This is a genomic window from Pseudarthrobacter sp. (assembly GCF_036675385.1).
Classification (GTDB): Bacteria; Actinomycetota; Actinomycetes; order Actinomycetales; family Micrococcaceae; genus Arthrobacter.
Genome location: NZ_JAKFFD010000061.1, coordinates 1 through 14,947 on the forward strand (window position 1 = coordinate 1; position 14,947 = coordinate 14,947).

At 64.4% G+C, this 14,947-nt stretch carries 13 protein-coding genes and 1 pseudogene; 10 read left to right on the plus strand and 4 right to left on the minus strand.

What is annotated here, in order from left to right; translation table 11 throughout:
* Positions 1-199 precede the first annotated feature (199 nt).
* The 5 genes from V6M49_RS05210 (at position 200) to arfA (ending at position 6,219) form a co-directional block, all read left to right on the plus strand.
* Entirely contained in the window at positions 200-1,201 is a 1,002-nt protein-coding gene (locus V6M49_RS05210) for a LacI family DNA-binding transcriptional regulator (protein ID WP_332760416.1), read from the plus strand.
* A gap of 204 nt (positions 1,202-1,405) precedes the next feature.
* A complete protein-coding gene (locus V6M49_RS05215; protein ID WP_332760418.1) occupies positions 1,406-2,737 on the plus strand; it encodes an extracellular solute-binding protein in 1,332 nt (443 codons plus the stop codon).
* Between the two features lie 27 nt (positions 2,738-2,764).
* On the plus strand, positions 2,765-3,721 hold the full coding sequence (locus V6M49_RS05220; protein ID WP_332760419.1) for a carbohydrate ABC transporter permease: 957 nt from the start codon (positions 2,765-2,767) through the stop codon (positions 3,719-3,721).
* A 2-nt stretch (positions 3,722-3,723) separates the two neighbouring features.
* Positions 3,724-4,620, plus strand: a complete 897-nt coding sequence (locus tag V6M49_RS05225; protein ID WP_332760420.1) for a carbohydrate ABC transporter permease — start codon at positions 3,724-3,726, stop codon at positions 4,618-4,620.
* A 60-nt stretch (positions 4,621-4,680) separates the two neighbouring features.
* Positions 4,681-6,219, plus strand: coding sequence for an arabinosylfuranosidase ArfA (gene arfA / locus V6M49_RS05230; protein WP_332760421.1), 1,539 nt, complete (start codon positions 4,681-4,683; stop codon positions 6,217-6,219).
* An 82-nt stretch (positions 6,220-6,301) separates the two neighbouring features.
* Here the strand turns inward: arfA and V6M49_RS05235 are convergent, their stop codons facing one another.
* Complete coding sequence (locus V6M49_RS05235; protein WP_332760423.1) at positions 6,302-7,225, minus strand: LysR family transcriptional regulator; 924 nt, start codon at positions 7,223-7,225, stop codon at positions 6,302-6,304.
* Between the two features lie 124 nt (positions 7,226-7,349).
* On the opposite strand from V6M49_RS05235, the gene V6M49_RS05240 reads away from it, so the two are divergent.
* Entirely contained in the window at positions 7,350-7,790 is a 441-nt protein-coding gene (locus V6M49_RS05240; RefSeq protein ID WP_332760424.1) for a CBU_0592 family membrane protein, read from the plus strand.
* 124 nt (positions 7,791-7,914) lie between these two features.
* Here the strand turns inward: V6M49_RS05240 and V6M49_RS05245 are convergent, their stop codons facing one another.
* The 3 genes from V6M49_RS05245 to V6M49_RS05255 all read right to left on the minus strand — a co-directional run bounded on the left by V6M49_RS05245 (position 7,915) and on the right by V6M49_RS05255 (position 10,831).
* Entirely contained in the window at positions 7,915-9,057 is a 1,143-nt protein-coding gene (locus V6M49_RS05245) for an amidohydrolase family protein (RefSeq protein WP_332760426.1), read from the minus strand.
* Positions 9,057-10,421 carry a glutamine synthetase family protein gene (locus V6M49_RS05250; protein WP_332760428.1) on the minus strand — a complete coding sequence of 455 codons (1,365 nt, stop codon included), beginning with the start codon at positions 10,419-10,421 and terminating at the stop codon, positions 9,057-9,059. The genes V6M49_RS05245 and V6M49_RS05250 overlap by 1 nt, the downstream gene beginning before the upstream one ends.
* A gap of 86 nt (positions 10,422-10,507) precedes the next feature.
* Positions 10,508-10,831, minus strand: coding sequence for a hypothetical protein (locus V6M49_RS05255; RefSeq protein ID WP_332760430.1), 324 nt, complete (start codon positions 10,829-10,831; stop codon positions 10,508-10,510).
* A gap of 258 nt (positions 10,832-11,089) precedes the next feature.
* On the opposite strand from V6M49_RS05255, the gene V6M49_RS05260 reads away from it, so the two are divergent.
* The 4 genes and pseudogenes from V6M49_RS05260 to V6M49_RS05275 all read left to right on the plus strand — a co-directional run.
* The gene (locus V6M49_RS05260; protein ID WP_332760431.1) at positions 11,090-11,947 is read left to right on the plus strand and encodes a phosphatidylinositol-specific phospholipase C/glycerophosphodiester phosphodiesterase family protein; all 858 of its coding nucleotides are present in this window, start codon (positions 11,090-11,092) and stop codon (positions 11,945-11,947) included.
* A 34-nt stretch (positions 11,948-11,981) separates the two neighbouring features.
* The gene (locus V6M49_RS05265) at positions 11,982-13,037 is read left to right on the plus strand and encodes a hypothetical protein (RefSeq protein WP_332760433.1); all 1,056 of its coding nucleotides are present in this window, start codon (positions 11,982-11,984) and stop codon (positions 13,035-13,037) included.
* 366 nt (positions 13,038-13,403) lie between these two features.
* Entirely contained in the window at positions 13,404-14,768 is a 1,365-nt protein-coding gene (locus V6M49_RS05270) for an MFS transporter (protein WP_442959695.1), read from the plus strand.
* Positions 14,765-14,947, plus strand: a pseudogene (locus tag V6M49_RS05275) (DUF1445 domain-containing protein); the annotation flags it as partial. The gene V6M49_RS05270 and the pseudogene V6M49_RS05275, both read left to right, overlap by 4 nt.

Sequence of the window (14,947 nt, forward strand, 5' to 3'; positions counted from 1 at the left end):
GTTTCCTGCCCAGTTCTTCATGTGCTCGGCTTTCGGGTGAAGGTACGTTTCGCTCCAGCAACTGTGAGCGCTAACAATATCCCTGTCAAGACGCTCCGGCCGCCTCCCGCCGGGGAGGGCGGTAACATCATCAGCAGGTCATCCGCAGCGGCATTCACTGGCCGCCGGCTTTGGCCCAACAGGCTTTGAAAGGGGAGCGGTGCGCGCAACAGTCAAGGACGTCGCGCGTCGTGCCGGCGTTTCACCCAAGACTGTCTCGAACGTGATGAACGGGATCATTCCGGTCAGCGGAGCCACCAGGACCAAGGTGGAACAAGCCATCCTCGAGCTGGACTACGTGCCCAACCTCTCCGCCCGCGGACTGCGCAACGGGAGGTCCGGCGTCATTGCGCTGGCCCTGCCCGATCTTGGCACGCCGTACTCCGCAGAAATTGCCCACCACATTGTGGAGGTGGCTCACGAGCAGGGCTGGATCGTGCAGATCGAGGAGACCGGCTCCGATCCCCAGCGCGAGCACGAACTCATGGTGCGGGCCCGCTCCAACCTGATCGACGGACTGATCCTCAACCCTGTGGTGCTGGATGAGAGCGCAGTCCAGGTGGGCGTTGCCCTTCCGCCCGTGGTCCTGCTCGGCGAGGTCCCGCAAAAGCTCGCCGACCGTGTCTTCGTGGACAGCTTCGCTGCCGCCCGTGACATGACGCTCGCCCTGGCGCAGCCCGGGCGCCGGCGGATCGCCGTCCTGGGAACTACCCAGGGCAGGGGATCGGCTGCGGCGATCCAGCGAACCCAGGGTTATGAAGAGGCGTTGGAGATCCTTGGCATCGAACGGGACGAGTCACTGCTTATTCCCTGCGAGAAGTGGACGCCACAGACTGCTGCCGATGCGCTCACTGCCTATCTGGACTCCCATCCCCTGCCCGAGGCGCTGTTCTGCTTCACGGATTCCATGGCCATCGGCGCCTTGAGTGTGCTGTGGAAGAGGGGCCTGCGCATCCCGGAGGACATTGCGGTGGCCGGCTTCGATGACATCGCCGACGGCCGCTATGCGGTTCCGTCGCTGACCACGGTCACCTTCGACAAGCGTGCCATTGCCAGCGAAGCCCTGCGCCTGCTGACGGAGCGGATGGCCGACAGGGGCCACGAGCAGCGCGTGGTTTCCGTGGACTACGCCATCGTGGAGCGGGACAGCAGCCGCTCCTGAAGCGAGACGGCAGCAGCTAAAACGAGAGCCGCCCACCAGATTGTTGGCGCTAACAATTTTCTCTTGCCCTGTCCATTACATCGATGTAATGTGAGGCGTGCGTCACCCCCTGAAGGCATCGGCCCGGGAACGGGGACGCACCGGAACCGGAGTTTTGAGCAACAAGAAGTGACCTTTCCGCGGACCCATCCAAAGGAGTGACGGGTGAAGCAGTTTGAATTTTTCGGGAAGCAAGTGTCCCGACGGCAGTTATTGACAGGAACGGCAGCCTTAGGCAGCGTCCTGGTAGCAGGCGGCCTGACGGGCTGCGGCGGAAACGCCCAAGCCTCTGGCCTGAGGGACATCGGGTTCTGGCACCTACTGTCCGGCGGTGACGGCATCAAGATGCAGGCGATGATCAGCCGAGCCAACGAGGCCAACCCCGGCTTCAAGGTGCACCCCACGGTCCTGGCCTGGGGCCCGCCGTACTACACCAAACTGGCCATGGCATCGGCCGGCGGCCGGCCACCGGAAGTGGCCATCATGCACGCCAGCCGGGTTCCCGGCTACGCCCCCGGCGGGCTCATCGACCCCTGGGACCTGGACCTGCTGGCCGAGCACGGCGTCACCGGCGAAAACTTTGCCCCGCGCATCTGGGAGAAAAGCCAACAGAACGGCAAGGTGTTCTCCATCGCCCTGGATTCGCACCCGTTCGTTATGTTCTACAACACGGACATCGCCGGCAAGGCCGGCGTCCTCGGCAGCAACGGACAACTGCAGGAAGTAGCGTCTCCGCAGGAGTTCATGGCGATGGCCAGGGAAATGCAGAAGGTCACCCAGGCCCATGGTCTGTCCTTCGGCTACCTCGGCAGCGGCTCCCAGATGTGGCGGCTCTTCTACACGCTCTACAAGCAGCATGGCGCGGACATTGAACTCATCCCGGGCCAGCCGATGAAAGTGGACCGCGACGCCGCGATTGAGTCCCTGGAATTCATGGCCTCGCTCTTTGATGACACCATCGCCGCCAAGGCCGGCGACATCAGCACGGGCATCGCGGAGTTCGCCCGCGGCGGCTCGGGAATGCTGTTCAGCGGGGTGTGGGAACTGCCCACGCTCAAGAAAGCCGGACTTCCGGTGGACGCAGCCACCATTCCCACGCTGTACGGAACACCGGCAGCCTACGCAGACTCGCACTCGTTCGTCCTGCCGCGGCAGCTGAATGTGGATGACGCGAAGCGGCGGGATGTCTACAAGTTCGTGAGCGATGTCCTCAAAGGATCAATCTCCTGGGCAGAAGCCGGCCACATTCCGGCCTACCAGCCAGTGGTCCAGTCGCAGGCCTACCGCGACCTCACGCCGCAGATCCACTACGCCAACGCAGCGGACATCATCGCCTACGATCCCGAAGCCTGGTTCAGCGGCTCGGGCTCGGACTGGCAGACCTACTTTGCGGAGAACGTCCAGAACGTTCTCCTGGGCCGCGACAAGGCGGCCGCAGGCTGGGACGCCTTTGAGCGCCGCACCAACACCCTTCTTTCCCGGCCCAACCCGGTCTAACCGCACCGAGCGACAAAGGAGTCCTTCATGAGTTCTTCACTAGCGTCCCGGCGCAGCACCGGCCAGCCGGACATCGCCACAGCAACCCCACCCCATCCACCGCGCCGCCCCTCACAGAGCCGGACCAGGAGCAACCTGAGCGGCTGGGGATTCGCCACCCCGTTCCTGGTCTTCTTCCTGGTCTTCCTGGTGTGGCCCATTCTCTACGGCATCTATATGAGCCTCACCGGCAAGTCCCTGACCGGAGCCAATGACAGCCTGATCGGCTTCGCGAACTACGCCGAGGCACTGGCCGACGCCGACATGTGGCGTTCCCTGGGAAACACGCTCTATTTCACCGTCATCAGCACCGTCCCGCTGGTCCTCGTGGCCCTGGTGATGGCGGCCCTGCTGAACGTGGGGCTGCCTGCCCAGTGGCTGTGGCGGCTTTCCTACTTTGCCCCGTACCTGCTGGCCTCCACGGTGGTCTCGCTGTTCTTCACCTGGATGTACAACCCGCAGCTTGGCCTGATCAATGACTCCCTGTCCAAGCTGGGCATCCCCAAAGTCGCCTGGCTCAACGATCCCAACGTGGCCATGTGGGCGATCGTCATCGCCACGCTGTGGTGGACCGTGGGGTTCAATTTCCTGCTGTACCTGGCCGCGATGCAGAACATCCCCGCACAGCACTACGAGGCAGCGTCCCTGGACGGCGCCGGAGCCTGGCGGCAGTTCTTCTCGATCACCCTGCCGCAACTGACCCCCACCACGGTGATGATCGTGCTCCTCCAGATCCTCGCGTCCATGAAGATCTTCGATCAGGTGTACCAGATGACCGCCGGCGGGCCCGGAGGATCAACCCGCCCGGTGGTGCAGTACATCTTTGAAACCGGCTTCACCGGCTACCGGCTGGGGTACTCCGCAGCCATCTCCTACATATTCTTCGGACTGATCGTGCTCATTTCGGTCATGCAGTTCGCCGTCACCCGCCGCAGGAGTGCATAACCATGGCAACCCCTACCCTCACCCGTCCCGCCCCCCGCACCAGCACCAGCGAAGGGCTCCGCCGCCCGCGCAAGAAGATGACCGCAGGCAAGATCGCCGCCCTCGTTGTGGCGGCGTTCATCGCCGTACTGTGGCTGGTTCCGTTCGCCTGGGCCACGGCCACCGCTTTCAAGACCGAGACGGATGCCGCAGCTCCGAAGGTCAGCTGGATGCCGCCGTCGGGCTTTACCGCTGAAGCGTTCGTCAAGGTGTTCCAGGACGGCAACATCCCGCTCTGGACGTGGAACTCGTTCTACACCTCGGCGGCCATCACGGCGATCACGCTGGTGATCTCGGCGCTGGTGGCCTACGCCCTGTCCCGGATCGACTTCAAGGGCAAGAAGGTGCTGATGACGGTGATCATTGCCTCGATCATCATCCCGCCGCCGGTCCTCATCATCCCGCTCTTCTACCAAATGCTGGCGCTGCACCTGATCGACACCTCGTGGGCCATCATCCTGCCGCAGGTCATCCACCCGGCCATGGTGTTTGTGCTCAAGAAGTTCTTCGACCAGATCCCCCGCGAGCTCGAGGAAGCCGCCGTGATGGACGGAGCCAGCCGCCTGCGGATCTTCACCCAGATCATCCTGCCGCTGTCCCGGCCCATCCTGGCCGCCGTCGCGATCTTTGTGTTCATCGGCGCCTGGAACAACTTCCTGTGGCCGTTCATTGCCACGAACGACGGCGCGCTCCTCACCCTTCCGGTGGGGCTGCAGACCATCAAGAGCGCGTACGGCATCCAGTACGCGCAGAACATGGCCTCCGCGCTCCTCGCGGCGCTGCCCCTGATCCTCGTCTTCCTGTTCTTCCAGCGCCAGATCATCAAGGGCGTCGCGACGACGGGACTCGCCGGAACCTGATCCGGCACCTTACATACCACTCACCAACAGACCTGAACCACAACCAAGGAGATACCGCACATGTCCCGCGCACGGATCACCCTCGACCGCGACTTCACCATCGGCGAAGTCCCCCGCCGCCTTTTCGGCTCCTTCGTGGAGCACATGGGCCGCTGCGTCTACACCGGCATCTACGAGCCGGGCCACCCGGAGGCCGACGAGAACGGCTTCCGCCAGGACGTGCTCAAGCTCGTCAAGGAACTCGGCGCCACCGTCATCCGGTACCCCGGCGGCAACTTCGTCTCCGGCTACAACTGGGAAGACGGCATCGGCCCGCGGGAAAACCGTCCCCGCCGGCTGGACGGCGCCTGGCACACCGTGGAGACCAACGCGTTCGGGCTGCACGAATTCGTGGACTGGTCCCGCCAGGCCGGCACGGAAATCATGGAAGCCATCAACCTGGGCACCAGGGGAGTGGACGCGGCTCGCGAGATCGTGGAATACGCCAACCACCCCGGCGGCACCTACTGGTCCGACCTCCGCGCCAAGAACGGCCACAAGGATCCGTTCGACATCAAGCTCTGGTGCCTCGGCAACGAGATGGACGGGCCGTGGCAGATCGGCCACAAGACCGCCGAGGAATACGGCCGCCTGGCCCAGGAAGCCGCCAAGGCCATGCGCTTCGTGGATCCGGACATCGAACTGGTGGCCTGCGGAAGTTCCAGCTCCAACATGCCGACGTTCGGCGACTGGGAGCAGACTGTCCTGACGCACACCTACGACGAGGTGGACTACGTCTCCCTCCACGCCTACTACCAGGAAAACGAGGGCGACGTCGGCAGCTTCCTCGCCAGCGCAGTGGACACCGACTACTTCATCGAGTCCGTGATCGCCACCGCCGACGCCGTGCGTGCCAAGGGCAAACACAAGAAGCACATCAACCTGTCCTTCGACGAGTGGAACGTCTGGTACCAGCGCGGCCTGGACACCGAGGACCAGCCGCACAACGTCGCCAAGGCGGGCTGGCGCGAGCACCCCCGGGTCATCGAGGACAAGTACAACGTCACGGACGCCGTGGTGGTGGGAACCCTGCTGAACTCGCTGCTCCGCCACGGCGACCGCGTCAAGATCGCCAACCAGGCGCAGCTGGTCAACGTCATCGCGCCGATCCTTTCGGAGGAAAACGGGCCGGCGTGGAAGCAGACCATCTTCCACCCGTTCGCCCGCATGGCGGAGCTGGCCAAGGGCCAGATCCTGCGCCTGTCTGTCGACTCGGACAAGTACGAGAATGCCCGCTTCGGCGGCACCGACCTGGTGGATGTCAGTGCCACGTGGAACGAGGAAACGGGCCGCGTGGCACTGTTCTTCGCGAACCGCGGCCTGGAGGAAGCTGCCGACGTCGAGGTCGCCCTGCGCGGGTTCGACGCCCGCCGGGTGGTCCGTGCCGAGGTCCTGGAAATTCCGGAGGGCGGGGACCGTTTCACTACCAACACCCAAAGCCGTCAGAACCAGGTGGGGCTCAAGCCGCTGGAGGGCGCCAAGGCGAGCGGCTCCGAGCTCCGGCTCACGCTGCCGGCGCTGTCCTGGGCCGTCATTGAGCTGGAGGTCGTCAAGAACTGACTCTTGCCGGACCAAACTAGGAGCGGACGACGGCGGGACCTCCCGCCGTCGTCCGCTCTCTGAGTTTCCGCCCCGCGGTGACTCAGGATGCCGACCGGGTGTCGAACGCCGCAGCCGATTCCCGCAGCAGGCGTGCGACGGTGTCCACCGGCGTGCTGGGTGACCGCCGCCGGTCGAACCGTCGCAGAACGATGCGACGGGTTCCGAGTCCGGGGACGTCCAGGACGTCCACTCCGTCGTGGGCGATGCCGCTTAATGCCAGGGTGGGCACGATCGCAATTCCTTCGCCGGCGGCGACGAGTGCGAGTGCGGTCAGTGTTTCCTGGTACTGGTGCGCACTCTCCATCTGGGCGCCCGTTGACTGACGGAGCCGGCCGAGCACCGCAGCGTTGGCGGCTGTTGGGTCGACGCCGAGCCACGGAAGGGGCAGCCGGGCCAGGTCGATGTTCTCGGTGGTGAGCAGGGCACCCGAGGGGACCACCAGCTTCCACGGCTCGTCCAGCAAGGGCTCCTCGGTCATTCCGGCGGAGAGCGAACGCTGCTCGGCCGTGGTCGAATCGAGCTCCACCACCACTGCGTCGAGCTGGCGCTGGCGGAGCAGCCGCATCAGGTCCGGAAAGTCATCCTCGACGATCCGGATCTGCAATTGCGGGTACTGCGTGCGCCACTCGGGCAGGCGCGGGATCACCACCGTCCGGACAAAGCTGGTGAATCCGCCCACGCGCACAACACCAGCCACTGTGGCCCCGCCTTCGATCCGGGCGCGGGCAACGCTGAGAGCACGTTCAATCTCCTCGCCGGCTTCCGCCACTGCCAGGCCGGCGGGTGTCAAAACTGAGCCTTTGGGCGTGCGCACCACCAAGGCATGCCCGGTTTCGTCCTCCAATTTGGTGAGCTGCTGTGAGACGGCCGAGGGGCTAATTCCCAGTTCGTCAGCCGCAGCCAGCACCCCGCCCGTGCGGGCAACAGCAAGAAGCACGCGCAGCCTGCGCGGATCGATGTCCATGTTAAGTAGTTCTAAACCATGTCTTCAGTGGAATGCAATTGCTCTAAAGGTGGGTCTTACTCATAATTGCTGTTAAAACGACGGGCCTGCGGGAGACGACGGGCATCACCTCTGAAAGGACATCATGGAACTGATGTGGGAAATTGCAGGCTGGTCAGGGGCAGTTCTGATCCTGTCGGCATACCTGTCTGTCTCCATGGGTTGGGTGAAGGCCGGCAAGCACTTCCAGGTGGCCAACCTCATCGGTGCATGTGCCTTCATCATTAATGGTGCGGTCCACGAAGCGTGGCCCTCAGTGGTCACGAACGTTGCCTGGTGCCTTATTTCCGCCATCGCGATTCTTCGCATGCGGTCCACGCAAGAGTCGCCGGTGGCCGCAGTTGAGGCGCCGCAGGTGCAATTTCCCGGTGTCCCTGACACAACCGGCCAAATCGCTGTTGTCGAGGCAATTACTTTTGCCGTTCATGGCGACGTCGCCGCGCGCGCGGCTGAGTGCCAGGCCAGCCTGCGCGACGGGCGGGCAGCGGATCCAGCGATCCACAGTAGCGCCGCGGTGAAGTGCTAACGGCAGAGACTCGCTAGCTCTGCGGCACTGACTCAAGCGGACGACGGCGGGAGGTCCCGCCGTCGTCCGCTGCGCCAGGTTCAGCATGATGTCCGTTCTGCTTGCTCGGATCTCGTGCCGGCGCTCAGGGGAGCGCGTACACGCGGCGGGCGTTGTCGTGGGCGACGAGTTGCACGATCTTGCGGGCGTCCGCCTCGGAACAGTCGTCGTCGTCGATCCATCCGCCCACTACCTTGGTGATTGCGTTGCGCCACAGTCTCGCGCCGAGGTAGTGAAGTTCGGCCGGGCCCAACGCGTCGGAGGAGTACAGGATTTTCGTGAAGGGGGCCAGCTCGAATGAGCGGGCCACCAGATCCCGGCTCCGTGACCCGGTGAAGTTCACGGCAAGGCCCACATCGAGGTAGACGTTTTCAAAGGCGTGGGCCAAATAGCCGGCTTCGCGCTCGAATGGATAGCAGTGGAGCAGCATGATGGGTGTGTCCCGGACTTCGGGGGACCGCAGAAAATCCAGGAGGTACAGGGGATTGGTTTTGTGGAGGTCCAGGTCGCGGTCACCGAATCCAACATGGAATTGCAGCGGAAGCTTCATTGACACCGCCGTATGGATCCCATGGGCAATGAGCGTCACATCGGTGAGCTTCGGGTTGGTGCCGGCGCGCGCGTTCTCCTGCCAGCGGCGGGCTGCTTCAACAACCGCAGCCGGTGCAGGTCGGCTGAGATCCTGGTCGAATCCGGCGCGGTAGGCGAGAACTGTTTTGACGCCCACGGCGCTGCGGGTGAGCTCGTGAAGCCGCTTGCCGAACTCGTCGACGTAATCTGCCGGATTGGCGATCTCCCGGATCACAGACTCGGCGAGCCGTTCCAGCCGGACGATCTCATGGGTCCGCCCACCGGAGACCTCGGCCATGCCCGCCGTGCCGAGGTAGTCAGCGGCATCCAGTCCTGTATCGATCAGCCAGTCGCTCACGCCGGCAGCGCGGGTCATGCGGCGGCACACCTCGAGTTCTCCAAGCTCGGAGCGCCGGCTCCAGTAGTCCGCTGGTGAAGCGTGCCGCGGCAAATCCAGAATGCCGCTGCACCAGCGCCGGATGGCGAGCCCGATTTGGGTGTTGTAGGTGTCCTCGGGCCTGGCCAGTGGTTCGGTGTTTCCCTCGTTGAGCGAGTTCTGAAAGCGTGCCTCATCACCGTCAGCGTGGAACGCGCCATGCACGTGGTGATCAATCAGCCTGACTTGTTCGACGAAGTCCGGGAAAGAACCGCCCGCCATCAGATCGACCAGGCAAGTCGAAAGCGTTCAGCAAGCTCCTCCGGCGAGAGGTCCGCCGCGATTCGCTGTTCGTAGCGCCGGACGGCCACGGTGGCGTCGACGATGGCGTCTCCGAGAAGCCCGCGTGCAAGGCGTGACGTGTCCAGCGTGTCGATGATGGCGGTGGGGGAGTCTGAGAGCAGCCGGACGTTGGCCCGGTGCCGCTCGTCTTCCGAAAGCCGTCCGGGGTCACCCGGGATCTCTGCCGGAAGCCTGCGCCGGCCTCGGATGCCGTCAAGGGCGAGCGCAAGGATGGCTGCGGAGGCCAGATACGCGTTGGCCGACGGGTCGACGATTTTCACCTCGACGTTGGCTCCGTGCGGATTGCTGTTGCCCTCGTTCAGAAAACGCACGGAGGCCTCCCGGTTTTCCAGGCCCCAGCATAAGTAGGCGCCCGACCACGTGCCGGGTGCCAACCGGCTTCCGGACAAGACTGATCCCGTGAGGAAACCCTGGATATCGGGCAGTCCTGCGATGAGTCCGCCAATGGCCGCGCCTCCCTCGGGGCAGATGCCGTGCGGTCCGCTGCCGCCGGAGAACAGCGGCAGGCCGTTCTTGTGGAGCGAAAAGTGCTGGTGGGCGCCGTTTCCGACGGTGCCGGGAAAGGGCAGCGGGGAGAACGAGGCCTGCATGCCATGGGCCCGGGCGACGATGCCAACGATGATCTTGGCAACCACCACGGTGTCCGCTGCCTCAACCGGCGAAGCAGGGGGAAGCGAAAACTCGAACTGGTTCCTGCCGTACTCGGCGTGGATCTGCTCCATCGGAATGCCGGCATGGTTCAGCACCGACAGCAGATCATCGAGGAATTCCGACCGGTCCAGAAGGCCGGTTGCCCCGTACGGAACCCAGGGTGTGGTTTCCAGCGCTGAACCGTCCGGGGCGACGAGGAAGAATTCAAGTTCATGGCCCACCAGTGCCTGGTATCCGGCCTCGTCGAGGCTGCCTTGAACGTCGGCCAGAATTCCGCGGGCACAGGCCGGAGACGCGGCCCCGTCCTGTTCAAAAAGGCTGCCCGGTGCCCATGCCCGGCCAGCCTGCAGGACACGGACTCCCCCGATATCGATCTTGAGGCGCATATCGCCAACGGGGGTGATGCTGTCCGTGAACGCTATCCCGCCGTCGATGGTGAAGACATGCCAGACGGGGGCAGCGCCCATCCCGGATTGGTGGAAGGCTTTGAGCCGGGCTAACGGAACGCTCTTGGCAAGCGTGATGCCCGAAGCATTCACCACCGTGCCGATCACGGTGCGGACGCCGGCCGCTTCGAGCTCGCGCTGAGCCTTGGCAGCAGCGGATTCGTCGGCTGATGCGATTTCAGTCATGCGCTTATCATGCGGCCCCTCCTCGTCCAATGAAAGGTTCGGAAGGTCTGCCGCTCCGCCAGGTTCTGGCCTCTGAGGACGCCGCCTCAGGTGCTGAGGTTCCAGTGGACCCGGATGGCCTCGGCCATTGGGCCGGCGCTGACGTCGACCCGGAAAGCAACGGGTGCGGTCCCCGTCTCCTCGATGACCGAGTCACGGTACACGCGGCCGCATGAGGGACACAGGGTGTAGAGCTCCCCATCCGCCGGCCATTCCGCCAGTTCCGCAGGGACCGGCCTGCTCTCTCCGACGAAGACCGGGATGCCTTCTGAGTTCGCCTGGATCAACCCGTCCTTGCTGACGGTGTTGCCGCACACGCAGGTGATGGTGGTGACATCATGATCGATAACATCGGCGGTTTCAATGTCCACGATGACCTCCCGGCGTTGGAAGAGACGTTCTGCATCTAGCTTATGCCTGCTGGTCCGTGCGGTCGCCCAAACAGACTCCATTTGCCTAATCGGTGACCCTCTGCAGAGGCGCTGCCAACCCGACGCCTCCTGTTCACCGTCCCGAAACCGTTGGCGCCACGCCCGTTCTCCGGCAGCAGGAAGTCTTTTCACGCACCGCCGCCCAGCGCCCCCATCGCCTGGGAAATGAACCGACCCTGCTGTACCAAGGAGAACCCCGTGTTCCTGAAAAGCGCCGTCACAGGCCTCGTAGCCCTCACCTCCCTGACCGGAATCGCCGCTCCGCCGGCCGCAAATCCCGCCAACGCGCCGTCGTCCGTGGTCCTCGGACAGCCGCTGGCCGCAGCCCATGCCCACAACGACTATGAGCACCGCCGTCCCCTGTTCGATGCGCTGGAGCATGGATTCACCAGCGTCGAGGCAGACGTGTGGCTGGTGGACGGCGAACTTCTGGTGGCACACGACCTTGAGGATGCCAAGCCCGGAGTAACGCTCGAGAGCCTCTACCTCGATCCGCTGGACGAGCTGGTCCGGAACCAGGGCCACAGCGTTTACCCCCACTGGGACGGCAGCCTGCAGCTCCTGATCGACATCAAGAGTGAAGGCGAGGCCACCTACGCCGCCATCGAGCAGGAACTGGCCGAGCACCGGGACATCATGAGCCGCTACAGCAACGGCACCACCAACACCGGGCCCGTCACCGCCGTCATCAGCGGAAACCGCCCCTTGGCCACCATGCAGGCGCAGGAAAAGCGGTTCGGCTTCTATGACGGACGCTCCGCCAACCTCACCTCCGGCATGCCTGCCGGGCTGATGCCGCTGATCAGCGACAACTGGACCAAGCTCTTCACCTGGCAGGGTGTGGGCCCCATGCCCGAGGCCGAACGCACCAGGCTCCAGGCATACGTGACTGACGCCCACGCCAAGGGCTACCGGGTCCGCTTCTGGGCCACCCCTGACCAGCCCGGCTCCGCACGCGAAGCTGTCTGGAACGAACTCTTCGACGCCGGCGTGGACCACATCAACACCGACGACCTTGAGGCGCTGGAACAGTTCCTCGCCGCCCGCACGCTCTAAAGCCGCCCCACCCAGCAGACACAGGAACACCACCATGCCTTCAAAGACCATGAAAATGACGACGGCGGCGGCGGCCGTCCTGGCGCTCGGCCTCCTTGCGTCCCAGCCCGCCATCGCAGCCAATAACACCGCTGACAGCACCTCCAACAAGGAGGCCTTCACCTTTGGCGTCATCGGCGACATCCCCTACGGCGCCGCCGAAATCGCCAAATTCCCGTCCCGCATCCAGGACATCAACGCCGACAGCGCACTGAAGTTCGTCACCCACGTGGGCGACATCAAGAACGGTTCCTCGGTGTGCTCAGACGAGTACTTCGCCAACATCCGCTCCCAGTTCGACACTTTCGAGCACCCGCTGGTCTTCACCCCGGGCGACAACGAGTGGGTGGACTGCCACCGCACCAACAACGGCGCCTACAACCCGCTGGAACGGCTGGACAAGCTGCGGGAGGTCTTCTTCGACGAGCCCGGCAAGACGCTGGGCGCCACCATGCCGGTCAAGACCCAGGAGAACCTTGGGCTTCCGGAAAATGTCCGCTTCACGCAGAACCGCGTGGCCTTCTCCGTGGTGAACGTCCAGGGAAGCAACAACTCGCTGCTTCCATGGAGCGGCCTGGGCGAAACCACACCCACGCCCGAGCAGCTTGCCGAAGTTGAGCACCGGACGGATGCTGTTCTGGGCCAGATCCGTGACACGTTCACCGACGCCGAGCGCCGCAACGACCGCGCCGTAGTGCTGATGACGCAGGCCGACATGTTTGATCCCTCGCTGCTCGCCGCGGCCACTGCCAACCCGGAAACGGTCTCCGGGTTCCGGGAGATCGTAGCGGCCATCATTGAAGAGACCAACCGCTTTGACCGCCCGGTCTATCTCATCAACGGCGACAGCCACGTCTTTGCTGAGAACCAGCCGCTGGCGGAAGACGCACCATGGCTGGAGGTCTACGGCCAGCCCGCCGCGGATGACCTGCAGCGCATCACCGTGGACGGATCGGCCAACGCTACCAACTACGTTCGGTTCACCGTCGCCGGCAACAGCAGCGACAGCGACGACGTCCTGAGCTGGGAGAAGGTCCCCTTCAGCCAGTAGGCACCAAACGGAAGCGGACGACGGCGGGGAGCCTCCCGCCGTCGTCCGCTTTAGTCTGCCCTCGAAGTAGCCCAACGCCCGGCCCCTCCTGCGATGCCCCGCGCCCTCAACTCCGGAACGCCGGCGGCGTCTGAATCCCATGAACCCCTTGACGGTGTGATCTGCGTCGCGTAACTTGTTCAACAAGAGGATTGTTCAACAATCCAACGATCGCCGCATTTTCCGACTTCCGCAGCCACCCTGACGGCAAGCCGCCTAAACGCCCAAATGTCCCACCCTGCAACGCCGCAGGCGGGGACAGAAACAGGCACCAGCACCATCCATCCCGCACTCGGATGACATCAACTCTCTTCATGGAGGATTAACATGGCCACTCCCCAAGCAATGGCCCCCGTTGACGCAAAGCCCCCGGTGGCGCGCAAGGACATGTACAAGGCATTCGCGGCCAGCCTGACCGGAACCGCGCTGGAGTTCTACGACTTCGCCGTCTACTCCGCCGCGGCTGCGATCGTTTTCCCGCTCATCTTCTTCCCGGCCGCGGACCCGGTCACGGGCACCCTGCTGGCCTTCTCCACCTACGCCGTGGGCTACATTTCCCGTCCCGTTGGCGGCATCATCTTCGGACGGCTCGGGGACGAGATCGGCCGCAAGAAGATCCTGGTCATTACGCTGATGCTGATCGGTGTGGCCACGTTCCTCATCGGCCTGCTGCCCACGTATGACAACATCGGCGTCATCGCCCCCGCCATCCTCGTGTTCCTCCGCTTCGCCCAGGGCGTTGGCGTCGGCGGCGAATGGGGCGGCGCGGTGCTGCTCTCCAGCGAATTCGGCGACCCGAACAAGCGCGGATTCTGGGCCTCTGCCGCACAGATCGGCCCGCCCGCCGGCAACCTCATGGCCAACGGTGCACTCGCCGTCCTCACCCTGTCCCTCTCCGAAGAAGACTTCCTGAGCTTCGGCTGGCGCATCGCCTTCCTGATCTCCGCGCTGCTGGTGGCATTCGGCCTCTGGATCCGGCTCAAGCTCGAAGACACCCCCATCTTCAAGGCCATGGAAGCCCGGGGCGACAAGCCCAAGGCCCCCATCCGCGAAGTGCTGGCCACCCAGCGCCGGCCCCTCATCGCCGCCATGCTCAGCCGCATCGGCCCGGACGTTCTGTACGCCATGTGCACCGTCTTCACGCTCACCTACGGCATCCAGGAGCTCGGCTTCGACCGCGGCCAGGTGCTCGTCGCCGTCCTGATCGGGTCAGCCCTCCAGATCTTCACCATGCCGCTCGCCGGCGCCATCTCCGACCGCATCAACCGCCGCCTGGTCTACGGAATCGCCGCAGTTGGCGCCGCCGTCTGGGCCTACCTGTTCTTCATCGTCCTCGAGGGACGGTCCCCGGTCATGCTGGTCGTGGGCATCGTGCTGGGCCTGCTCTGCCACTCGTTTATGTACGGACCCCAGGCAGCGTTCGTCGTCGAGCAGTTCTCGCCGCGGCTCCGCTCCACCGGCAGCTCACTGGCCTACACGTTCGCCGGAATCATCGGCGGCGCGATCGCCCCGTTTATGTTCACCCTCCTGCTGAGCACCTATGACAGCTGGGTCCCGGTGGCCATCTACCTCAGCGTCGCCTGCCTGCTGACCCTGGTGGGCCTGGCCCTGGGCCGCGACTCCAACGTGGCCGAGGATGAGGAATACCTGCAGGCCGGGCAGGCGCCGGCTGAACTTGTGGAGTCCAAGTGAGCCAGCCACACGCCCTCCTGGCCCCCGCCGACGCACGCCTGAAGTTCCGCAACGGCCTGGTCACCCCCACCTCCGGCTGGAGCGACGGCTACACCCAGGCGAACCTGATAGCGGTGACGGCCGACTACGCCGATGAATTCATCGAATTCTGCCGGCTGAACCCCAAGGCCTGCCCCGTC

What these genes read in the sequence shown, in the direction of transcription:
- arfA (WP_332760421.1), top strand. Translation starts at nt 4,681, where the DNA reads ATGTCCCGCGCACGGATCACCCTCGACCGCGACTTCACCATCGGCGAA.
- V6M49_RS05240 (WP_332760424.1), top strand. Translation starts at nt 7,350, where the DNA reads ATGGAACTGATGTGGGAAATTGCAGGCTGGTCAGGGGCAGTTCTGATC.
- V6M49_RS05235 (WP_332760423.1), bottom strand. Translation starts at nt 7,225, where the DNA reads ATGGACATCGATCCGCGCAGGCTGCGCGTGCTTCTTGCTGTTGCCCGC.
- V6M49_RS05250 (WP_332760428.1), bottom strand. Translation starts at nt 10,421, where the DNA reads ATGACTGAAATCGCATCAGCCGACGAATCCGCTGCTGCCAAGGCTCAG.
- V6M49_RS05225 (WP_332760420.1), top strand. Translation starts at nt 3,724, where the DNA reads ATGGCAACCCCTACCCTCACCCGTCCCGCCCCCCGCACCAGCACCAGC.
- V6M49_RS05265 (WP_332760433.1), top strand. Translation starts at nt 11,982, where the DNA reads ATGCCTTCAAAGACCATGAAAATGACGACGGCGGCGGCGGCCGTCCTG.
- V6M49_RS05270 (WP_442959695.1), top strand. Translation starts at nt 13,404, where the DNA reads ATGGCCACTCCCCAAGCAATGGCCCCCGTTGACGCAAAGCCCCCGGTG.
- V6M49_RS05245 (WP_332760426.1), bottom strand. Translation starts at nt 9,057, where the DNA reads ATGGCGGGCGGTTCTTTCCCGGACTTCGTCGAACAAGTCAGGCTGATT.
- V6M49_RS05220 (WP_332760419.1), top strand. Translation starts at nt 2,765, where the DNA reads ATGAGTTCTTCACTAGCGTCCCGGCGCAGCACCGGCCAGCCGGACATC.